Here is a 21,182-nt window from a genome sequence, read left to right on the forward strand (position 1 = left end):
GGCGGCCCCGTGAGCAGGCCGCCCCAGCCGGCGACGGCACCGGCCGGGGCGTGCGGGGTGGGCTTGGCTACCGGCCGTTGACCGGGTCTGACGGAGCGCTCCGCGGCGGCAGCCGGCGGGGCGTGCGGGTCGGGCTCCGGAGCGGCGGTCGGCCGGGTGTGAGGGTCAGGCGCCGCTGCCGAAGGTGTCGCACTGCTTCGGGTCGCCGGTCTCGTACCCCTTGGTGAACCACTGCCGGCGCTGCTCGGAGGTGCCGTGGGTGAACTCGTCCGGGTTGACCGGGCGTCCCGAACGCTGCTGGATGGCGTCGTCGCCGATCTTCTCGGCGGTGTCGATGGCCTGCTGGATGTCCTGCTCCGAGATGCTCTTGAAGATCTTCTGGCCCTGCTCGTCGGCGGTGCCGGTGGCGTTCTTGGCCCACGCGCCCGCGTAGCAGTCGGCCTGGAGCTCCAGCTTCACCGACAGCGCGTTGGCGTTGCCCGGGTCGCGCTGCTGCTGGCGGCGCATCTGCGCCTCGGTGCCGAGCAGGTCCTGCACATGGTGGCCGTACTCGTGGGCGAGCACGTACGGCTGGGCGAACTCGCCCTGCGCCCCGAGCTGGTCGGCGAGCAGGTTGTAGAAGGTCAGGTCGATGTAGACCAGGTCGTCGGCCGGGCAGTAGAACGGGCCGACGCCGGAGTCGGCCTGGCCGCAGGCGGTGTTGACCCCCTGGCTGAAGAAGACGGTCTTGGACGGCTGGTACTGCTCGCCGAAGGTCTCCGGCAGCGCCGTGCGCCAGTATGCCTGGATCGAGTTGACGTACAGGGTGTTGCGGCAGTCGAGCTGCTTGAGGGCGTCGTCGGCGGAGCACTTCTGCTCCAGCGAGGTGTTGTCGCCCTGCCCGGACCCGCCGCCGTCGAAGGCCGCATTCAGGCCGAACCCGCCGCCGACGAGGGCGACCAGCACGGCGACGACGAGGCCGACGATGCCGCCGCGTCCGCCGCCGATCGGGATCGGGATCCCGCCCAGCCCACCGCCCCCGCCGGACCCCCGCCGGTCGTCCACCTGGCTGGTGTCGATCCGCGCGTTCTCGTTCAGCTCCATGTTGACCCCGATCACCGATTCGTCACGTGTGGTGGTTGCGGTGCCGGACCGGGTCCGGACGACGCCTCCGTACCCGATGATCTTGACCGGTAATCCGGGCAACGCACATCGGGCGGCCCGGTACACTTGCCCCGTGCTGCGCTGCGAAGGCTGAACCGCCCCGCGCCGACGGGAAACATCGACCCGCCGGCGCTTTCGCGTGCCCTGAGTCAGCCCTTCCAGACCCCGAGAGCGAGTCCTTGACATGATCACTGCCACCGGCCTGGAGCTGCGCGCCGGCGCCCGGATCCTGCTGTCCGACACCACGCTGCGGGTGCAGCCGGGCGACCGCATCGGCCTGGTCGGCCGCAACGGCGCCGGCAAGACCACCACGCTGAAGGTGCTCGCGGGGGAGGGGCAGCCCTACGCCGGGCAGATCGACCGGCGCAGCGCCATCGGCTACCTCCCGCAGGACCCGCGCACGGGCGACCTGGAGGTCACCGGCCGCGACCGGGTGCTCTCCGCCCGGGGGCTGGACGTGCTGATGGCCCAGATGAAGGAGGTCGAGGCCCGGCTCGCCGAGAACGCCGACGACAAGCTGGTCCGCCGCTACGGCGCGCTCGAAGACCAGTTCGCCGCCCTCGGTGGGTACGCGGCCGAGGCCGAGGCCGCCCGCATCTGCGCCAACCTCGGCCTGCCCGACCGGGCCCTCGCCCAGACCATCGGCACCCTCTCCGGCGGCCAGCGCCGCCGCGTCGAGCTGGCCCGGATCCTGTTCCGCGACGCGGGCGAGAACGGCGGCGGCATCCTGCTGCTCGACGAGCCCACCAACCACCTCGACGCCGACTCGATCACCTGGCTGCGCGGGTTCCTCGCCAACCACAAGGGCGGGCTGATCGTGATCTCCCACGACGGCTCGCTGCTGGAGTCGGTGGTCAACAAGGTCTGGTTCCTCGACGCCACCCGCTCGGTGGTCGACGTCTACAACCTGGGCTGGAAGGCGTACCTGGAGGCGCGGGAGACCGACGAGCGCCGCCGCCGCCGGGAGCGGGCCAACGCCGAGAAGAAGGCCGGCGCACTCATGGCCCAGGCCGACAAGATGCGGGCCAAGGCCACCAAGACCGTCGCCGCGCAGAACATGGCCCGCCGGGCCGAGAAGCTGATCTCCGGGCTGGAGGAGGTCCGGGTTTCCGACAAGGTGGCCAAGGTCCGCTTCCCGAACCCGGCGCCGTGCGGCAAGACGCCGCTCACGGCGACCGGCCTGTCCAAGTCGTACGGGTCGCTGGAGATCTTCACCGACGTCAACGTGGCGGTGGACCGGGGGTCCCGGGTGGCCATCCTGGGCCTCAACGGCGCGGGCAAGACCACCCTGCTGCGGATGCTCGGCGGCCTGCTGGAGCCGGACACCGGCGAGGTGCACGCCGGGCACGGGCTGCGGCTGGGCTACTACGCCCAGGAGCACGAGACCCTGGACGTGGAGCGGACGGTGCTGGAGAACATGCGGGCCGCCGCGATCGAGCAGACCGACACCGAGCTGCGCAAGATCCTCGGCGCGTTCCTCTTCTCCGGCGAGGACGTCGACAAGCCGGCCGGCGTGCTCTCGGGCGGCGAGAAGACCCGGCTGGCCCTGTCCACCCTGGTCTGCTCCGGCGCCAACGTGCTGCTGCTCGACGAGCCGACCAACAACCTCGACCCGGTCAGCCGGGAGCAGGTGCTCGACGCGATCGCCCGCTATCCGGGGGCGATCGTCCTGGTCACCCACGACCCGGGCGCGGTGCTGGCGCTCAAGCCGGACCGGGCGATCCTGCTCCCCGACGGCGACGAGGACGCCTGGAGCGACGACCTGCTCGAACTGGTCGAGCTGGCCTGACCGGCCTCGGACCCGGCGGCCGCCCGGGAGGTGGGCCGCCCCGGAAGCTGGCGGTCCGGGCGGGCGACCGCGGGGGCTGTGGGCGAAATGGGAATTTCCGCGTCTTTTGCGGTGGGCCGTCACTCTCTGCACCCTCCGCGCGCCGGCGACGCGCTCAGCCGAGCGCGTCGCCGAGCCGGGCGAGCACTCCCGAGGTGACCAGGATGAACGCGCCGATCACGATGAAGACGGCCGGGACCAGCCAGTGGCCGACCCGGCCGACCCACCGCACCACGGCCGGGTGGCCGCCGAGGCCGGCGGCGACGGCGCACCAGAGCCCGACCAGCGCCGCGAACACCACCAGCCAGACCAGGGCGTCGGCGGGGGCGAGGGAGCGGAACACCGGCACGTAGACGGCGATGTTGTCGGCGCCGTTGGCGATGGTCACCCCGGCCACGCCGAGCAGCCCGCCCACCACGACGGGCGGCCCGTCGTCGTCGGAGCGGGCCAGCAGGGCGCGCACGCCGAGCGCGACCGGCAGCAGGCCGAGCAGCCCGGTCCACGGGTCGGGCACCACGAGCAGCCCGGCGGCGGCGACCGCGGCGGCGGCGACCAGGGCGCCGATGCCCAGGTACTGCCCGGCGACGATGTGCCCGGGGCGGGGGCGACCGGTGCCCCGGGCCGCCACGAACAGCACGGTCAGCACCACGACGTCGTCGAGGTTGGTGGCGGCGAACACCAGCGCCGCGCCGGTGGCGGTCGCGATCAGGTCGGTCACGCCAGGCAGGGTACGGCCGCCGCGCCCGCCGCCCCGACCCGCCCGTACGGGGTACGACGACCGGCGGCCGTCACCCTATCGGGTAGCTGACAATGCATAGCGTGTCGGTTGGCGAATAGTTGATATCTGGCGCATGATCGTTCGAGACGGTCTAATAGGTGGGACCGTATCCGAAGCGCACAGTCTGGGACGTGAGGAATCAGCATGGCAGCCACTGGCACAGCCACCAGCACTGAGAAAGGTCGCCGGATCGTCGGAGCCGAGCGTCAGACGCTCGCCAAGGACCTGGTAAAGCGGTACACCGGCGGAGAGAGCATCCGGGCGCTCGCGGCCTCCACCGGCCGCTCCTACGGGTTCATCCACCGGGTGCTCACCGAGTCCGGCGTGCAGCTGCGTCAGCGCGGCGGCGCCCGGCGTCGCAAGAAGGCGTGACCCGCCCACCGACGTCGTCCATCAGCGCCGTCCCCCGGGCCGCCCGGTGACCCCTGGCGCGGTCGGGGTACGACTCGACTGCGACGGGCCGGTGGCGACGGTGACGTTGTGCCGGCCCGACGTGCTCAACGCGCAGACCCCGGCGATGTGGCGCGCGATGAGCGACTTCTCCCGTGACCTGCCCGGTGACGTACGCGTCGTCGTGGTGCGCGGCGAGGGGCGGGCCTTCTCCGCCGGTCTCGACCTGTCCGTGGCCGGCGCGTCCGGCCCCGGCTCGTTCGCCGAGCTGGCGACCCTGCCCGAGCAGGAGTGCGCCGACCGGATCGCCGGGTTCCAGGCCGGCTTCACCTGGCTGCACCGGCCCGACGTGGTCTCGGTGGCCGCCGTGCAGGGCCACGCCATCGGCGCCGGATTCCAGCTCGCGCTCGCCTGTGACCTGCGGGTGCTGGCGGCCGACGCCAAGCTCTCCATGGCCGAGGTGACCCTCGGCCTCGTTCCCGACCTGGCCGGCACGAAGCGCCTGGTCGAGCTGGTCGGCTATGCCCGCGCCCTGGAGATCTGCGCCACCGGCCGACGGATGGACGCCGCCGAGGCCGACCGGCTGGGCCTCGCCACGCTGGTGGTGCCCGCCACCGAGCTGGACGCCACGGTGCGGGACCTGGCCGCCGGGCTGCTCGCCCACCCCCGGGACGCGGTGGTGGAGATCAAGGCGCTGCTCGCGGGTGCCGCCGGCCGCTCCCACGCCGAGCAGCAGCGGGCCGAGCGCGAGGCGCAGACCCGCCGGCTCCGCGATCTCGCCGGCCGGGGCGAGTAGCCGGGCCGTCGGCCCGGGGTCGGCCCGGCCCGCCCCGTGGGGCGACCGGTAAGGGCTTTCCGGGAAGAACCGGCTTACGGCCAAGGTTGTCGTAGCCGTCGGGACAATCGACCTGACGGCACGAGCCGACCACGACCCGGAGGTGACGCGTGATGTCCGACGGTGGCATGGGCGGCTGGAGCATGATCCGGTCGATGCGCAACCAGGACGAGGTCTCCGCCCACCGGCTCAGCCGGGGCACCGCCCGGCGGATCGTCGAGTTCGCCCGGCCCTACCGGCGCGACATCGTCGTCTTCCTGGTCACGGTGGTGGTCGCCGCGGTGATCGGCGTGGCGACCCCGGTGCTCGCCGGTGACGTGATCAACGCGATCAGCAGGGGCGGCGCGGAGGCCGGGTCGACCGTCGTCCGCCTCGCACTGGTCATCGCCGCCCTCGCCGTCGCCGACGCGCTGCTCTCGCTGGTCCAGCGGTGGTATTCGGCGCGCATCGGCGAGGGCATCATCCTCGACCTGCGCACCCGGGTCTACGACCACGTGCAGCGGATGCCGTTGCAGTTCTTCACCCGCACCCAGACCGGCGCGCTGGTCAGCCGGCTCAACAACGACGTGATGGGCGCGCAGCGGGCGTTCACCTCCACCCTCTCGGGGGTGGTCAGCAACGTCATCCAGCTCGTGCTCACCGCCGGGGTGATGCTCACCCTCTCGTGGCAGATCACCGTGCTGTCGCTGATCCTGCTGCCGATCTTCATCGTCCCGGCCCGCCGGGTCGGCCGGCGGCTGGCCGACATCACCCGCGAGTCGTACAACCTGAACGCCAGCATGAACGCCACGATGACCGAGCGGTTCGGGGTCGCCGGGGCGCTGCTGGTCAAGCTGTTCGGCGCGCCCGAGGTGGAGGCGCGCCGGTTCGCCGGCCGGGCCGAGCGGGTCCGCGACATCGGCATCCAGTCCGCGATGTACTCGCGGACGTTCTTCGTGGCGATGCTGCTGGTCGCGTCCCTGGCCCAGGCGCTGACCTACGGCCTCGGCGGCTGGCTCGCGGTCACCGGCAGCGTCAGCGCCGGCACCGTGGTCACCCTCGCCCTGCTGCTCACCCGGCTCTACGGCCCGCTGACCGCGCTGTCCAACGTCCGGGTGGACGTGATGAGCGCGCTGGTCTCCTTCGACCGGGTCTTCGAGGTGCTCGACCTGCGCCCCGGCATCGCCGAGAAGCCGGACGCCGTTGCCGTGCCGCGCGGCAACGGCCGGGTGGAGTTCCGCGACGTGCGGTTCCGCTACCCTGCCGCCGCCGAGGTGTCCCTCGCCTCGCTGGAGGAGGTCACCACCCTCGACCGCACCGTCACCGAGCCCGTGCTGCGGGGCGTCTCGTTCGCCGTCGAGCCGGGGCAGATGATCGCCCTGGTCGGCCCGTCCGGCGCGGGCAAGTCCACCCTGTCCATGCTGATCCCCCGGGTCTACGACGTCACCGACGGCCAGGTGCTCGTCGGCGGCGTCGACGTGCGCGACGCCACGCTCGCCTCCCTGCGCGACGAGATCGGCGTGGTCACCCAGGACTCCCACCTGTTCCACGAGACGATCGCCGAGAACCTGCGCTACGCCAAGCCGGACGCCACCGACGACGAGATCTGGGCGGCCCTCGCGGGCGCGCAGGTCGCCGATCTGGTGCGGTCGCTGCCCGACGGGCTCGACACGACCGTCGGCGAGCGGGGCTACCGCTTCTCCGGCGGCGAGAAGCAGCGCATCGCGATCGCCCGGCTGCTGCTCAAGGCCCCCTCCATCGTGATCCTCGACGAGGCGACCGCGCACCTGGACTCGGAGAGCGAGGCGGCGGTGCAGCGGGCCCTGGCGGTGGCGCTGACGGGGCGTACGGCGCTGGTCATCGCGCACCGGCTCTCCACCGTCCGCGAGGCCGACCAGATCCTCGTCCTCGACGAGGGGCGGATCGTCGAGCGGGGCCGGCACGAGGAGCTGGTCGCCGTCGGCGGCCTCTACGCCGAGCTGTACCGCACCCAGTTCGCGGTGGCCGACTCGCCCACCCCGTACGTGGACGCGACCGGCCCCGAGACCGTGATCACCATGCCGATGGCACCCTACGTCGCCGACGAGGCGCTGCCCCCGGCCGCCGCGAACTAGTTGTTTCCCGGCACCGACCGGCGGGACTCCAGCCACCTCTCGTTGAGGCGTTCCTGGAGCTTCGCGTGCCGGAACTGGTAGACCGGTCCGGCGGTTCGCAGGACCTGTCGCTGCCGTGCGTCTTCCAGGAACCGCATCAATCGCAGCGGAGTCCGGTAGCGCAGTCTCAGCTCGACCTGATGGCAGAGCAACCGGCCGGTGCTGCTCAAGGGCCAGACCCAGAGCGTAGCGGTGAGCCCTCCGATCGCGCCGATCGCCAACACGTTGACCAGGCTCACCCGGAACTGCATGCCGAAGCCGGTCCCCATCACGAAACCTCCGAGCGCTGAGGCGATCGCCAGGATCAGGCTTGCTACGGCGTCATCACGCCAGGATTGCGGCGGATCGAACGCGTAGTCGTCGTCCTGCGTCGTTGCGATGAGCATTCCACCGAACGCGGCCGTGAGCCACAGAGCCAGCCCAGTGACGAGCCAGCCGGCCAGGCCGGGGAGAGTCGTGCCAAACAGCTTGAATACCAGGGCCATGCCGAGTCCGAGAGGCAGGGCGAACAGCAAGCTGCTGCCGGTGAATGGCACACGCCACCAGAATCGCGGAACCCGCCTCGGCGGCGGCGCCCAGTTCTTGGCGGCGAGGTAGGCAGACACGGCTCCCAAGTTCAGCCCGACCGGCAGTATGGCGAGGAGTCCGTCCGCCAGCCGGTAGGGCAGCCCGGCAAGGAGCTTGTACGGTATCGCGACGGCTGCCCAGGCGGCCCAGGTGAGCAGTGTCATCGCGACGGCGGAGGGCACGGTCAACCGGGCGAACTTCCACCATTTGAGATCGCCGCCGTCCTTGTGGCTCAGGTAGTGGGCGAGGAAGTCGAGGGTCCGTTGCGCCGTGGCCAGGGAATAGCGCTGTGGTGGCCGATCCGGTCCGGGAGTGTAGGCCGCCTCCAGCGCCCGATCGAGCAGATGATGTTCGATATGTGCGGCCTTGCGGAAGCGGCGATGGTTTAGGAGCTCGTCGACCGGCCCGGTCGCGTCGTAGGCGTCCCGCAGCAAGGTGAGCATAAATGGTGTCCGGAGCACGTCGGCGAGCGGACTGCGGCCGCCTTTTCGGAGCTGGTCGCTTAGCTTCTGCCAGGCGGGGGGCGCCGGGGACACCAGCCGGCTCAGCAGGTAGTCGGCCGCCTCGCCCCCGTCTACGGGCCGGAGTGCGACCGCCGTCGCGCCGAGCAGCACATGCCGCTGTGCGGTGTGCACCAGTTCGTCGTCGCGGCTGAGCAGCACCAGCCGGAAGCCGGTCTTGTGGCTCAGCGCCCGCAAGAGCTCGGGCCGCAGGTCTTTGCCGACCTCGTCCAGCCCGTCGAGGAACACCGCAATCTTGCGCTGCGTGACGAGTTCCGCCGAGCCCCTGCGGGAGCCGGAGATCTCGGCCACCTGGCCGGTGAGCCAGGACTCCACCGACGTGGTTCTCGGGTCCCAGCCGTGTGGGTTGACCAGGATGGGCACCGGCATGCTTGCCCGATCCTCGGGACTAGCTCCCTGTCTGATCTCCAGCGCGTCCCTCATTAGCAGAACGGCCGCCGCGCTCTTGCCTGCCCCGGCGCTGCCGGTGATGATGAGCCGGCCGGAGGGTAGCCCCGCGTAGAGCGCAAACAGGTCGTCCTGGGTACCTGTCTTCAGTTCGTGCGCAGCCACGCTGACCGCGCCGGGAAGTGGCGGGAACCCAGCGGTGGCGGGATCTGTCACCGGCGCGGCGACCGGACGGGTGGCCCGGCGCCAGCGGATCGGCAGAGGCGCGTTCAAATTCCGTTCCTCAATGGCTCTGCGCCACTGTGGGAGCAGTGCGTTGGCCAAGTTGTCGGCCCGGGTCTCCAGCGGCGGCAACACGGCCCGAGCGAATAGCTTGGGAAACAGGCTGGCAATCGCGCCTATTGTCCCAACGGCGGCCACCACCGCCTGCTGGGTGGTGATGGCGGTGGCCTGTTCCGTCTGGTCGAGCCGAGTGAGGTGCCAGCACCACCATGCGGTGGCCCCGATGACGAGTACAAAACCGACCCGGCCGATCCAGACCCACCAACGCATGGCCGTGATTATGACAGAAGTGAACACGGTGCGTTTTCTCGTGATTACTGTGCTGGGGCTGTTCTTAGGTGAGGCGGGAAGCTACCTGGCGGCGGTGGCGGCGCGCAGCTCGCCGAACGCCGCGCCCAGCGTCTCGGCGGTGAAGTGGGCGTTGAGCCCGCTCGGGTTGGGCAGCACCCACAGCCGGGCGTCGCCGAGCAGCTCCGGCTGCGGCCCGAAGGCCGCCTTCGGCCGGCCGAACCCGATCCGGTACGCGGTCACCCCGACCACCGCCACCCACGCCGGCCGGTGCCGGCGCACCTTCGCCGTCAGGATCCGCGCGCCCTCGACCAGCTCCGCTGCGGTCAGCTCGTCGGCGCGGGCGCTGGCCCGCGCCACCATGTTGGTGATGCCCAGCCCGTACCCGGGCAGCGCGTCCTGCTCGCTCGGGTGCAGCTGGCGGGGGGTGAAGCCGCCCCGGTGCAGGGCCGGCCAGAACCGGTTGCCCGGCCGGGCGAAGTGCCAGCCGGTGGCCGCCGACCACAGCCCCGGGTTGATCCCGACGAAGAGCACGGTCAGCCCCGGCCCGATGACGTCCGGGAGGGTCCGCTCCGCCGCCGCGGCCAGCTCCTCGCGTGTCGGCCGGCGGCGCTCCGGCCCACCGACCGGCACGGCGGTCCGCCCGGCCGGCGCGCGGGTGCGGTCCGTCGCGCGGGAACCATCCGCCGGGACGGCCATCACAGGCCGCGCAGCGCGCCGCCGTCGACCGGGAGGGTGATCCCGGTCAGGTAGCCGGCGGCGGGGGAGAGGACGAACGCGGCGACCCGGCCGAACTCGGCGGGCTCGCCGATGCGCCGCAGCGGGATGCCCGCCTCGGCCTCGGCCCGGGCCCGCTCGGGGTCGCCGGAGGCGGCCAGGAGCTGCCGGTTGCGGTCGGTCATGATCCGGCCGGGGAGCAGCCCGAGCACCCGCACGCCGCGCGGGCCGTACTCGTCGGCCATGTCCTTGGCCACCCCGGCCAGGCCGGGGCGCAGCCCGTTGGAGATGCCCAGCCCGGCCAGCGGGCTGCGGGCCGAGGTGGACAGGACCAGCCCGATCGCGCCGCCGTCGGTCAGCGCCTCGGCGACCGTGCGGGCGGTGCGGACGGTGCCGAGGAAGACGGTCTCGAAGGACTCCCGCCACTGCGCGTCGGTCGTCCCCGCCGCGGTGCCCGGCGGCGGCCCGCCGACGGAGACCAGCGCGCCGTCGAGCCGGCCGAACTGCTCCCGGGCGGCGGCGACCAGCCGCTGCGGGGTGGCCGGGTCGCTGAGGTCGCCGGCCAGCCCGATCGCCCGCTCGGGGCCGCCGAGCCGCCGCACCGCCTCGGCCACCTGCTCGGGGGCCCGGGCGGAGACGACCACCCGCGCCCCGTCGGCGACGAGGCACTCGGCGGTGGCGAAGCCCAACCCCCGGGAGGCCCCGGTCAGCACGTACACCCGGTCGGTGAGTCCCAGATCCATGCGCCGATCCTGCCGTACGCCCGGGCCAGCGGCCACCGGCGGGCCGGGCGGCTACCGGCGGGCCGGGCGCAGCAGGCGTACCCGGCCGGCGAGCCGCACCGCGACGGCGCCGCCGGCACGGGCCAGGGCCGGCAGGCGGCGCGGTCGCGGCGGCGTCGCGCCGTCGTAGCGGCTGGCCGCCTCCCGCACCGCCAGCTCCTCTGCGCCCAGCGGCGGCAGCTCGCCCCGGCGGTGCAGCTCGCGGGCCAGGTCCCAGCCGTCGCGCAGCGAGCCGTTGGTGGGGCGGCCGTCGGCCCAGCCGGCGAACGTCGCCGGCCACGCGTCGCCGAGGCCGGCGGCGAGCAGCGGCCAGTGCCGGGCCACGTCGCCGGCCCGCTTGCGCAGCAGGGCGCGCCGGGCGGCGTCGACGGGGGCCGGGGCGAACCCGGGCGGCAGCGGCCCGCCCGCGACCAGCGCCGCCACCAGCTCCGACTGGCGGGCGGCCAGGTCGCCGCCGCCCCCGGGCGTGCTCATGTCACCGCCGGGGTCGGGCGTGCCCGCCTCACCACCGGCCCCGGGCGCGCTCACGTCACCGCCGGGTGTCCGGACGCGGCGGCGATCGCGTCCAGCTCGGCCCGCAGCGCCGGCGCGGGCGGCCAGCGGCCGTCGCGTTCCAGCAGCAGCGCGGGCGGGCGGTGCCGGGCGCACAGCTCGCCGATCAGGTCGAGCACGGCCGGCGGCACCGGGTCGGTGTGCGTGTCGTGGTAGAAGCCGCCCTGCTCGGCGCCCCCGGCGACGTGCACGTAGGCCACCCGGTCCAGCGGCAGCCGGTCCAGCAGGGCGAGCGGGTCGGTGCCCCGGTTGCGGGCGTTGGCGTGCACGTTGGCGACGTCCAGCAGCAGCGTCGCGCCGGTCGCGTCGAGGATCTCGGTGAGGAAGTCCGCCTCGTCCAGCTCGTCGTCGGGCCAGTCGAACAGCGCCGCGATGGGCTCCAGGGCCAGCGGCACCGGCAGGTCGGCCTGGGCGCGGCGCACGTTGGCCACCACCGCGGCCACGGCCTCCCGGCTGCGCGGCAGCGGCAGCAGGTGCCCGGCCTCCAGGCCGCCGGCCCGCACGAACGCGATGTGCTCGCTGACCAGCGGCGCGCCGACCAGCTCGGCCACCCGCGCGAGGTGGGCCACCCGGGCCGGGTCGACCGGCTCCGCGCCGCCGAGGGAGAGCCGCACCCCGTGCGGTACGACGGTGACGCCGCGCTCGACCAGCGTGGCGAGGCCGGGCGGCGGCGGCCCGTGCGGGGCGACGGCCTCGGCCACCACCTCGACGAACCGCAGCCCCGGCAGCTCGGCCACGAACCCGGCGATCTCGGGCCGCCAGCCGATGCCGACGCCGGTGGGACCCGCGCCGGTCATCCGCCGCAGCCCCCGCCGCCGCAGCCACCGCCCCCGCCGCAGGAGCTGCCGCCGCTGCACGAGCTGCCGCTGTCCGACGAGCCGCTGCTGCACCCGCCGGTCGAGGTGCTGCCGGTGCCGGAGAGGGCCTGCCGCTGGATCTCGGCCTGCTCGGCGAAGCCCGGGTCCATGGCCCACAGGGTGGCGGTGCCGAACAGGGCCACGCCCATCGCCGCGCCGGCCGCCCCGTAGGTCGCGTACGCCGGGCCGGCGGCGGGAGCGAGGTGCACGTTGGTGCGGCGCAGCTCGCGCAGGGCCCGGTCGGCCGCCCTGGTCCGCCACGGCACCCGGGCCAGCAGCGCGGAGGCGATGGCGAGGGGGATCACGGCGAGCACCAGGAAGGCGACCGGCCGGCCGTTGGACAGCCCCGCGAAGATCCGGAACCCGCCGAGCAGGACGAGGAGGAACACCGGGAAGGACCCGCGCTGGGCGGAGTGGCGCCGGGCCGCGCTCAGCGCGAGGCCCTGCTGTTCGAGGCCCTGGCGCAGCTGGTCGAGGGCCTGCTGCACCCAGCGGTCGCGGCCCAGCTCGCGGGCGTACAGGCCCTGGTTGGCGGCGTGGTGGACCGCCCGGTCCAGCGGGGTCGCCCCCGCCGGCAGGGAGCCGCCGACGGCGAGCCGCCGGTCGGTGCGTACGCCGACGACGCCGGTGCCGCGCAGCCCACCCAGCGCGGTCCAGATCGCGAGCTGGTTGCCGCCGTTGAGGTAGGCCACCTGCTGGGGGCCGAGCTGGCCGCCGCCGACGGACGACGGGCCGGCGAGGACCCGCCGCCGGTGGACGATCGCGCCGATCACGACGACGAGGCCGGCCAACAGGTAGAAACCGAGGAAGGTGGGCCCGGGGATGCCCCAGGTGTCACCGGGCGCCGCGAGGACTCTCATGCTGCTGCTCCTGTCGCGCGAGGGGGTCGCGGGCCCATTGTGGGGCAGGCCCGCCACGCGGCCGTCAGCGGCGGCGCACGGCCTCCTCGACCAGGTCGAGCACCGGGCCGAGGTCGCCGGCCGGGCGGCCCATCGCCAGGTGCAGCACCAGGCCGTCGTAGGCGAGTTCGAGGAACCGGGCCAGCACGTCGATGGGTACGTCCTCGCGGAGCACCCCGGCGTCCCGCTGCCGGGCCAGCCGGTCCCGGGTGGCCTCGGCGATGGCGGCGGAGCGTTCCGCCCAGCGGCGCGCGAACGCCGGGTCGGTGCGCAGCCGCCGCGAGACCTCCAGTTGGCTGCCCAGCCAGCCGGTCGTGTCGGGGGAGACGGCCCGGGCGAGCAGGTCCCGCATCACCTGGACCAGGCCGTTGCGGGCGACCGTCTCCACCATGGCCGCCGCGTCGTCCTCGGCGACGGCGAGGAACAGCGAGTCCTTGTCCCGGAAGTGGTGGAAGATCGCGCCCCGGGACAGCCCGGTGGCCTCCTCCAGCCGCCGCACCGTGGCGCCCTCGTAGCCGTGCCGGGCGAAACAGGCCCGCGCCGCGGCGAGGATCTCCTGCCGGCGGGCGTCGAGCTGGTCCTGACTTACTCTGGGCACGGCACGATCGTGTCAGGTGGCCCGCCGCCACGCAAACCGTACGTACGGCTTGTAACGTGCCGGCAACGTGCCCCGCCCCCGGGCCGCGAACTCCGACCCGGCCCTGGCCACGGGCGGTGTCGGCGGGGCCCCGATGGGTGATCGGCCGACGGGTGGCCGGCTACCATCGCCCGGTGACGCCGTGCCTGCCGGCCCTGTCGGCGGGCGGCCCGTCTCCCTTAAGGTGCCCGAGTGCCGCTGCTCCTGCTGGATCTGGACAACACCCTGCTCGACCGGGCCGGGTCGTTCCGTGCCTGGGGTGAGCGCTTCCTGGACGGCATCGGCGCGCCGGTCACCGACATCGACTGGCTGGTGTCGATCGACGCCGACGGACTGACCGACCGGTGGGACGTGGCGGACGCGATCCGCGACCGGTACGGGCTGCTCATCTCCTCGCTGGACCTGGTGGAGGAGCTGCACGACGGGGTGGTGGCCAACACCCGGCTCGACCCGCTGGTGGCCTGCGCCCTGCGGATCGCCGACGACGCCGGTTGGGTGCCGGTGGTGGTGAGCAACGGCAGCGTCCGCCAGCAGGACGCGAAGATCCGCCGCACCGGCCTCGACCGGTACGTGGCCGACTGGGTCATCTCCGAGGAGGCCGGGGTCAGCAAGCCCAACCCGAGGATCTTCGCGCTGGCGGCCCGGCGGGTCCGGATGCCGCTGCGCGGCGCGTGGGTGGTGGGGGACAGCCCGGAGGCCGACATCGGCGGGGCGGCCGCCGTGGGCCTGCCCAGCGTCTGGCTGCACCGGGGCCGCCCCTGGACGGACACCCGCTTCGCCCCCACCTTCACGGTCGACGGCCTCATCGCCGCCATAGCCACCGTCCTCGCCGCCTGACCCCGCCCCCAACCGGATCCCCCTGCCCCCGGCGCGGGACACGGGCGGGGTGGGAGCGGGGGTTAATCGGTTGCCGGGGGCTGGGGGTGTGGTTCAGCATGGTGCCGCGCATCGGGCGTAGCCGGGTGGTCCCGGTCGAGGAGGGGAGGTCGGTCATGGCCGTCTTCGCAGGGATCTTCCACCTGCCTACACCAGCCTCGATCAAGGGATCACCAGCACAGTGCGTGACGACGACTTCCCGGCGCGCGGGCGCCGTGGCCGCGGCAAGAGCCGCTTCGACGACGACGAACCCCACTTCCTGAAGCGTGGCCGGCCCGCCGAGCCGGTCCTGACCGACCCGGACCCGGAGGCGGGCCCGGACGACGACGCCCCCGCCGGCGACGCCTGGTCCACCTGGGACCAGGCCGTGCACGGCCCCGAGCCACACCCCGGCTGGCTGGTCACCGAGCTGGCCGCCCGGGACACCGACCTCGGGGTGCTCAAGACCGGCAAGGAGGCGGACGTCCACCTGCTCCGCCGGGCCGTGCCGGACACCGACCGGTCCTGCCTGCTGGCGGTCAAGCGCTACCGCGACGCCCAGCACCGGCTGTTCCACCGCGACGCCGGCTACCTGGAGGGCCGTCGGGTGCGCCGGTCCCGGGAGAACCGGGCGATGGCCGGGCGCACCGCCTTCGGCCGGCAGATGATCGCCGGGCAGTGGGCCGCCGCCGAGTTCGCCGCCCTCTCCCGGCTCTGGGAGATCGGCGCCGAGCACGGCCGGATCGCCGTGCCGTACCCCGTGCAGCTGCTCGGCACCGAGCTGATGCTGGAGTTCGTCGGCGACCCCGACGAGGGGCTGGCCGCGCCGCGGCTGGCCCAGTGCCGGCCCGAGCCGGCCGAGCTGCGCTCGCTGTGGGAGCAACTGGTCGACGCCCTGGTGGTGCTGGCCCGGGCCGGCTTCGCCCACGGCGACCTGTCGCCGTACAACCTGCTGGTGCACGCGGGGCGGCTGGTCATGATCGACCTGCCGCAGGTGGTCGACGTGGTGGCCAACCCGCAGGGCCCCGAGTTCCTGGCCCGCGACGTGCGGGTGGTGGGGGCCTGGTTCACCTCGCGCGGCCTGCCGGCCGGCGACACCGACCCGGCGGCGCTGACCGCGCTGCTGCTGCGCGAGGCCGGCATCCGCTGAGCCACCCGCGTGGGTGCCGGGCCGGGCACCCACGCGGGGGCGGGAGCCTGGGGTCGGGGCGGTCGGCGACAGCCGGCCGCCCCCGCCGTCACTGGAGGTAGCGCTCCACCTCCGGGACCGGGCGTACGCCCTGGGCCTCGGGGTCGCCATGGGCCTGGCGGGCGGCCCGCCGCCGGCGCAGCAGGTCCCAGCACTGGTCCAGGGACTCCTCCAACGCGCGCAGCCGGTCCTGCTCGTCGGCGGTGCCGGACTCCTTCGTCTGCGCGGCCGCGCGGAGCCGGTGCTCCTCGTCCACCAGTTCGGAGATCCGGTTCAGGATGGTCTTGTCGTCCATGCCCCTGAGCCTGGCACAGCGGGTCGGGTCGCGCCCGCTTCTCCCGCGCGTCGGGTCCGGCGGACGGGGTCGCGGAGGCCGGAGCGCTGCGGTAGGTTGCCACGCGATGACGCCGACCGTGCGGCCGTTCGCCGACGCCGATGCCGACGCCGTGTCCGGGGTGTTGCGGGCGGGGCTGCCGCACCTGCTGGCCACGCCGGAGCTGCTGCGCTGGCAGGTCGCCCGGGCGCAGACCCCCGAGCGGTTCGGCGCGCTGGTGGCCGAGGTCGACGGGGTGCCGGTCGGGGTGGCCCGCACCGGGCTGCTGCACGAGAGCGCGGAGCCGGGGCGGGGCTTCGTCAACCTGACGGTGCGGCCGGACCGACGCGGCCGGGGCGCGGGTTCGGCCCTGCTCGCCGCCGCCGAACGGCGGCTCGTGGGGCTCGGCGTGACCACGGCGTACGCGATGGTCGACGACACCCCGGCGGACCTGGCCTTCGCCGAGCGGCACGGCTACCGGCGGGGCCGGCGGTCCCTGCTGCTGCGGTGCGACCTGTCCGTGCCGCCGCCGCCCCCGGCCCCCGGGCCCGGAGTGCGGCTGCTCGCCGCCGCCGACCTGCCCGACCCCCGCGCGCTCTACGCGGCCGACCTGGACGTCTCGCGCGACGAGCCGGGCGAGGTCAGCATGGACGAGATCGCGTACGCGGACTGGCTGGCGGCGTACTGGCACCGCCCGGACCTGGACCGGGAGCTGACCACGGTGGCCGTGGCGGACGGCGAGGTGGTCGCGTTCACGGTGGGGCTGACCGACAGCCGCCACGACCACCGGTGCGGGATGACCGGCACCCGTCGGCCGCATCGCCGGCGGGGCCTGGCCCGACTGGTCAAGCAGGCCGCCCTGCGGCGGGCGGCGGCGGCCGGGTTCCGGCACTCGGTGACCGTGAACGACGCCGGCAACGCGGCGATGCTCGGCCTCAACGAGACGCTCGGTTACCGGCCGGTTGCGGCACAGTGGCGCTACCGGCGGGATCTGCCCAGCTAGCAGGCCCGCGGCGGGTCCCTTGTGGGCGCGGGGAATTTCGCCCGCGAAAATTATTCCTCTCTCCCCTGGAGAAGTTGACCTGCTCAATGGCATGCTCGGGCGGGACCGTTACTTTCCACGGTCGTTCCGCGACGCACAGTTGACCAGGGGAGTGCACCACACGTGGTAACCCCACACCCGGCCCCCACCCGTGCTCGGCGGGCGAGATCCGTTCCGCTGCGGCACGTCGCGCCCGGCCTGCTCCGCGACCCCGTCCGCGCCCTCGTCGGGTTCGGCGAGCGGGCCGGCGGCGAGGTGGTCCGGCTCAACGTCGGCGCGTTCCGGCCCTACCTGGTGACCGATCCCGACCACGTGCAGCAGGTGCTGGGCGACCGCGCCGACAACTTCGGCCGGGCCGGCGACGGCGCGTTCTGGGGTCCGCTGCGCCGGCTGTTCGGCGACGGCATCCTCGGCGACGGTCCCGTGTGGTCGGACAGCCGGCGCATCCTCCAGCCGCTGTTCACCGCCCGGCGGGTCGAGTCGGTGCTGCCCCGGATGGCCGCCACGATCGTCGACGCGGTCGCCGAGCTGGACGCGCCGGCCCGCGCCGGCCGGCCCGTCGACATCGGTGCCGAGCAGGCCCGGATCGTGTGCCGGGCCGTCATGGAGACGTTCTTCGGCGACCGGATCTCGGCCACCGACGCGCTGCGCGTCATCCAGGCCCAGGACGCGATCGCCACCTCGGTGATCCCCCGGGTGCTGGTGCCGTTCGCCCCGCTCGCGCTGCCGATGCCCGGCGACCGGGCGTTCCGCGACGCCGCCCGGCGCATCGACGAGGTGCTGACGCCGGCCGTCCGGGCGGCACGGGGCAGCGACGGCGACGACGTCATCGCGACGCTGTGGCGGGGCAGCACCGCCGACGGCCGGCCGCTGGACGAGCGGCAGGTCCGCAACGACACCGTCGCCATGGTCGCCGTGACCACCGAGACCACCGTCAACGTGCTGACCTGGCTCTGGCCGCACCTGGCACGTTCGCCCCGGGTCGCGGCCCGGTTGCAGGAGGAGATCGACTCGGTGGCGGGCGGCCACCCGGTCGGCCCCGAGCACCTGCCGCGGCTGCGCTACACCCGGATGGTGCTCGACGAGCTGGTCCGGCTCTACCCGGTGGGCTGGCTGGCGCCCCGGCAGGTGCTGCGGCCGACGACGCTCGGCGGCGTGCGCCTGCCGGCCGGGGCGACGCTGCTGGTCAGCCCGCTGGTCACCCAGCGGCTGGCCCGCCACTGGGACGACCCCGACGCCTTCGACCCGGACCGGTTCACCCCGGAGCGGGTCCGGGCCCGGCACCGCTACGCGTACTTCCCCTTCGGCGGCGGCCCGCACCAGTGCCTGGGGATGCACCTGTTCTATCTGGAGGCGCAGCTCATCGTGGCGAACCTGTTGGCCCGCTACCGGCTGCGGGTGCGCAGCCCCCGGCTGCCCGCCGTGCAGCTCGCCGCCGCGCTGCGCCCGCGCGACCGCGTGGAGCTGGACGTGCTCCCCGCCCACGCCGGGGTCGTCGCGTGAACGTCGTCACGCCACCGTCCACGGTGCTGCCCGACCAGCTCTCCGTCGCCGCCGAGCAGGGCCGCATCTGCGCGCTCGCCGCACAGGGGCAGCGCGACCTGCAACGGCACGCGGACCGCTACCCGGACCTCTTCGCCGGCCGGGCCTTCGACGCCACGCTGTTCAGCAGCATCGCCCTGGCCATCGCCTTCGGCGCGCCCTGGTGCACGGCCGAGCAGCTGCGGGTGACCAACCGGATGGTGCTCTGGGGCTTCGCCCTCGACTGGCGGATCGACTATCTGGCGACGTCCCGGGCGGACGTCGACCGGGTGGTCGCCGGGGCCCTCGCGGTCGCCGAGGGGGCCAGCCCCGACGCCGGCGACCCGCTCGGCCGCCTGCTCGCCGGGCTCCGCGACGACCTCGCGGAGGTCCCCGCCTTCGCCGAGTTGGGCGACGCCTGGCGCGCGGCGGTGCGCCGCACCGTGACGGCGATGGCCCGGGAGTGGGACTGGAAGACCGCCCGGGACCGCGACGGCGCGCCGCTGCCCGGCTTCACCGAATACCTCGCCAACGCCGACAACCTCGCCTGCACGGTGGTCAACGTCGCGCACTGGATCTCCACGGGCGACGCGGAGACCCACCGGCGGCTGGACCGGCTGGTGACCGTCAGCGACGAGGTGCAGCGGGTGCTCCGGCTCGTCAACGACCTCGCCACCTACGAGCGGGACCTCGAATGGGGCGACCTGAACGCGCTGCTGCTGGTCGACGACCGCGCCGAGGTCGACCAGCGGATCGTGGAGCTGGTCGAGCGGTGCACCGAGCTGCTGGCCCCGCTGTCGGGCGGCTGCCCGCTCCAGGCGGCGTACCTGGCCCGGCAGATCGGGTTCAGCAGCGGCTTCTACCGCTCCGCCGACTTCTGGGGGCCGCGGTGACGATCTGCTGGGGGCGGCGGTGACGCTCGTCCGGCAGCGGACGGCCGCCTGCGGCCGGGCCGACCGGCCGACCCGTGACCCGGAGTCCGCCGCGGACGCCCGCGAGCTGGTCGCCGCGATGACCCTCACCCCGGGCGGGCAGTCCTCCGCCTCGGTCTACGAGACGGCGCGCCTGGTCAGCCTCGCGCCGTGGCTGACGCACCACGCCGAGCGGGTCGCGTACCTGCTCGCGGGCCAGCGCCCCGACGGCGCGTGGGGCGGCCCGCAGGGGTACGCCCTGGTGCCGACGCTGAGCGCCACCGAGGCGCTGCTGACCGCGCTGCGCCGGGGCGACGCCGACGTGCTCGCGGACGCCCGGGCCGCCGAGCGGCTGGGCCGGGCCGTCGACGGCGGGCTGCGCATCCTCTACCGGTGGCTCGCCGGCCCGGCCCCGTTCTCCGCGCCCGACCTGCCGGCCGCCGACCTGACGGTCCCGTCGCTGGTCGGCGCGGTCGGCGCGCACCTCGACGCGGTGCGCGCCGACCCGCCGCCCGGCCTCGCCGCCTGGCGCGACGCCGGCCCGCTGCCCCTGCCGTCGGGGCTGGACGGCACCCGGCTCGGCCGGGTCCGCGCGCTGGTCGCCTCCGGTGGCCCGCTGCCGGTGAAGCTGCTGCACGCCCTGGAGGTGGCCGGGCCGGCGGCCCGGCGGGCCGCCGGGGTGACCCCGGTGGGGCCCGGCACCGTGGGCGCGTCCCCGGCGGCGACGGCCGCCTGGCTCGGCGGGCCCGGTCCGGGGCCCGACGCCGCCGCAATGTCCTACCTGGAGGACGTCGCCCGCCAGCAGGGCGGCCCGGTGCCGTGCGCGACCGGGATCACCGTCTTCGAACGGGCCTGGTCGCTGAGCACCCTGAGCCGGGCGGGCCTGACGCCGCCCGTGCCGCCCCGGCTGCTCGCCGGGCTCGCGGCCACCGTCGGCCCCGCCGGCACCGCCACCGCGCCCGGCCTGCCCGCCGACGCCGACACCACGGCGGTGACCCTCTACGCGCTGGCCCGCCTCGGCCGCCCGGTCGACCCGGCGAGCCTCTGGGGGTACGACACGGGCGAGCACTTCTGCACCTGGCCGGGGGAGGACGGCGCGTCGGTCACCACCAACGCCCACGTGCTCGACGCGTTCGGCTGGCACCTGGCCCACCGCGCGCCGGCCGACGCCCGGCTCACCGCCGTGACGCGGCGGCTCACCCGCTGGCTCGCCGACCGGCAGTCGTCCGACGGGGCGTGGACCGACCGCTGGCACGCCTCGCCGTTCTACGCCACGAGCTGCGTGGTGCTCGCCCTCGCCGGCCACGGCCGGGGCGCGGCGGCCGTGGGTGCGGTGAGCCGGGCCGCCGACTGGGTGCTCGCCGGGCAGCGCGCCGACGGCTCCTGGGGACGGTGGGGCGGCACCGTCGAGGAGACCGCCTACGCGGTGCAGGTCCTGCGCGCCGCCCGGTCCGCCGCGCCGGCCGGCGTCGAGGCGGCGTTGGGGCGGGCGCGACGTTACCTGTCCACCATGGAGGGCCGCGACGGCGCGCCCGCGCTCTGGCACGACAAGGACCTCTACCGGCCCGTCCTGATCGTCCGCGCCACCGTCGCCGCGGCCCGTCATCTCCTCCGCGCCGGGGCCTCCGGTGACGCCTTCACCGGGCCCGGGTACGGCAGGGCCCCCCTGATCAGTGCCGCTTGAGTGAACAAACCGACACTGCTAGCGTGCGCGCGTGGTCGACGGTGTACCGGCCACACGCGCTCCGGCAGCCCC

The 21,182-nt window shown here is 74.6% G+C and carries 19 protein-coding genes and 1 pseudogene; 10 read left to right on the forward strand and 10 right to left on the reverse strand.

Going from position 1 to position 21,182, the window contains the following annotated elements; genetic code table 11:
- Nucleotides 1-165 precede the first annotated feature (165 nt).
- Nucleotides 166-1,083 carry a KPN_02809 family neutral zinc metallopeptidase gene (ypfJ, locus tag HDA31_RS08040; RefSeq protein ID WP_074474518.1) on the reverse strand — a complete coding sequence of 306 codons (918 nt, stop codon included), beginning with the start codon at nucleotides 1,081-1,083 and terminating at the stop codon, nucleotides 166-168.
- A 244-nt stretch (nucleotides 1,084-1,327) separates the two neighbouring features.
- Between ypfJ and HDA31_RS08045 the strand changes: the two genes are divergently transcribed.
- Entirely contained in the window at nucleotides 1,328-2,932 is a 1,605-nt protein-coding gene (locus HDA31_RS08045) for an ABC-F family ATP-binding cassette domain-containing protein (protein WP_074474321.1), read from the forward strand.
- A 154-nt stretch (nucleotides 2,933-3,086) separates the two neighbouring features.
- Here HDA31_RS08045 and HDA31_RS08050 read toward each other — a convergent pair whose 3' ends face one another.
- Nucleotides 3,087-3,689, reverse strand: a complete 603-nt coding sequence (locus tag HDA31_RS08050) for a cadmium resistance transporter (protein ID WP_246384020.1) — start codon at nucleotides 3,687-3,689, stop codon at nucleotides 3,087-3,089.
- 204 nt (nucleotides 3,690-3,893) lie between these two features.
- Here HDA31_RS08050 and HDA31_RS08055 point away from each other — a divergent pair, with 204 nt between their 5' ends.
- The 3 genes from HDA31_RS08055 (at nucleotide 3,894) to HDA31_RS08065 (ending at nucleotide 7,067) form a co-directional block, all read left to right on the forward strand.
- Nucleotides 3,894-4,121, forward strand: a complete 228-nt coding sequence (locus HDA31_RS08055; protein ID WP_007072022.1) for a helix-turn-helix domain-containing protein — start codon at nucleotides 3,894-3,896, stop codon at nucleotides 4,119-4,121.
- A 46-nt stretch (nucleotides 4,122-4,167) separates the two neighbouring features.
- Entirely contained in the window at nucleotides 4,168-4,935 is a 768-nt protein-coding gene (locus HDA31_RS08060; RefSeq protein WP_074474320.1) for an enoyl-CoA hydratase/isomerase family protein, read from the forward strand.
- A 152-nt stretch (nucleotides 4,936-5,087) separates the two neighbouring features.
- Nucleotides 5,088-7,067, forward strand: a complete 1,980-nt coding sequence (locus tag HDA31_RS08065) for an ABC transporter ATP-binding protein (RefSeq protein WP_178065750.1) — start codon at nucleotides 5,088-5,090, stop codon at nucleotides 7,065-7,067.
- On the opposite strand, the gene HDA31_RS08070 is transcribed toward HDA31_RS08065, so the two are convergent.
- The 7 genes from HDA31_RS08070 to HDA31_RS08100 form a co-directional block, all read right to left on the reverse strand.
- The gene (locus HDA31_RS08070; RefSeq protein ID WP_178065749.1) at nucleotides 7,064-9,133 is read right to left on the reverse strand and encodes a hypothetical protein; all 2,070 of its coding nucleotides are present in this window, start codon (nucleotides 9,131-9,133) and stop codon (nucleotides 7,064-7,066) included. The two genes, HDA31_RS08065 and HDA31_RS08070, sit on opposite strands and share 4 nt — an antisense overlap.
- A gap of 81 nt (nucleotides 9,134-9,214) precedes the next feature.
- Nucleotides 9,215-9,850 (reverse strand): G/U mismatch-specific DNA glycosylase, encoded by a 636-nt coding sequence (gene mug / locus HDA31_RS08075; protein ID WP_376701366.1) that lies wholly within the window; start codon nucleotides 9,848-9,850, stop codon nucleotides 9,215-9,217.
- Nucleotides 9,850-10,611 carry an SDR family oxidoreductase gene (locus HDA31_RS08080; protein ID WP_074474318.1) on the reverse strand — a complete coding sequence of 254 codons (762 nt, stop codon included), beginning with the start codon at nucleotides 10,609-10,611 and terminating at the stop codon, nucleotides 9,850-9,852. Before HDA31_RS08080 ends, mug begins: the two co-directional genes overlap by 1 nt.
- Before the next feature lie 51 nt (nucleotides 10,612-10,662).
- Entirely contained in the window at nucleotides 10,663-11,124 is a 462-nt protein-coding gene (locus HDA31_RS08085; protein WP_178065747.1) for an SCO6045 C-terminal-like domain-containing protein, read from the reverse strand.
- A 50-nt stretch (nucleotides 11,125-11,174) separates the two neighbouring features.
- A complete protein-coding gene (locus HDA31_RS08090; protein ID WP_178065746.1) occupies nucleotides 11,175-11,999 on the reverse strand; it encodes an MbnB/TglH/ChrH family RiPP precursor modification enzyme in 825 nt (274 codons plus the stop codon).
- Complete coding sequence (locus HDA31_RS08095) at nucleotides 11,996-12,919, reverse strand: TIGR04222 domain-containing membrane protein (protein ID WP_178065745.1); 924 nt, start codon at nucleotides 12,917-12,919, stop codon at nucleotides 11,996-11,998. The genes HDA31_RS08090 and HDA31_RS08095 overlap by 4 nt, the downstream gene beginning before the upstream one ends.
- A gap of 64 nt (nucleotides 12,920-12,983) precedes the next feature.
- Complete coding sequence (locus HDA31_RS08100; RefSeq protein ID WP_074474316.1) at nucleotides 12,984-13,556, reverse strand: TetR/AcrR family transcriptional regulator; 573 nt, start codon at nucleotides 13,554-13,556, stop codon at nucleotides 12,984-12,986.
- A gap of 231 nt (nucleotides 13,557-13,787) precedes the next feature.
- On the opposite strand from HDA31_RS08100, the gene HDA31_RS08105 reads away from it, so the two are divergent.
- Nucleotides 13,788-14,432, forward strand: coding sequence for an HAD family hydrolase (locus HDA31_RS08105; protein ID WP_178065744.1), 645 nt, complete (start codon nucleotides 13,788-13,790; stop codon nucleotides 14,430-14,432).
- A gap of 220 nt (nucleotides 14,433-14,652) precedes the next feature.
- Nucleotides 14,653-15,600 (forward strand): serine protein kinase RIO, encoded by a 948-nt coding sequence (locus tag HDA31_RS08110; RefSeq protein WP_178065743.1) that lies wholly within the window; start codon nucleotides 14,653-14,655, stop codon nucleotides 15,598-15,600.
- An 88-nt stretch (nucleotides 15,601-15,688) separates the two neighbouring features.
- Here the strand turns inward: HDA31_RS08110 and HDA31_RS08115 are convergent, their stop codons facing one another.
- On the reverse strand, nucleotides 15,689-15,934 hold the full coding sequence (locus HDA31_RS08115; RefSeq protein WP_178065742.1) for a DUF2630 family protein: 246 nt from the start codon (nucleotides 15,932-15,934) through the stop codon (nucleotides 15,689-15,691).
- 106 nt (nucleotides 15,935-16,040) lie between these two features.
- On the opposite strand from HDA31_RS08115, the gene HDA31_RS08120 reads away from it, so the two are divergent.
- From HDA31_RS08120 to HDA31_RS32895, 4 genes and pseudogenes are all read left to right on the forward strand, one after another.
- Nucleotides 16,041-16,955, forward strand: a complete 915-nt coding sequence (locus HDA31_RS08120) for a GNAT family N-acetyltransferase (RefSeq protein ID WP_178065741.1) — start codon at nucleotides 16,041-16,043, stop codon at nucleotides 16,953-16,955.
- 162 nt (nucleotides 16,956-17,117) lie between these two features.
- Entirely contained in the window at nucleotides 17,118-18,497 is a 1,380-nt protein-coding gene (locus tag HDA31_RS08125) for a cytochrome P450 (RefSeq protein ID WP_376701367.1), read from the forward strand.
- Entirely contained in the window at nucleotides 18,494-19,408 is a 915-nt protein-coding gene (locus HDA31_RS08130; RefSeq protein ID WP_246384018.1) for a terpene synthase family protein, read from the forward strand. Before HDA31_RS08125 ends, HDA31_RS08130 begins: the two co-directional genes overlap by 4 nt.
- A pseudogene (locus HDA31_RS32895) lies at nucleotides 19,405-21,110 on the forward strand (prenyltransferase/squalene oxidase repeat-containing protein). Before HDA31_RS08130 ends, HDA31_RS32895 begins: the two are co-directional and overlap by 4 nt.
- Nucleotides 21,111-21,182: the final 72 nt, after the last annotated feature.

Source organism: Micromonospora carbonacea, from assembly GCF_014205165.1.
Classification (GTDB): domain Bacteria; phylum Actinomycetota; class Actinomycetes; order Mycobacteriales; family Micromonosporaceae; genus Micromonospora; species Micromonospora carbonacea.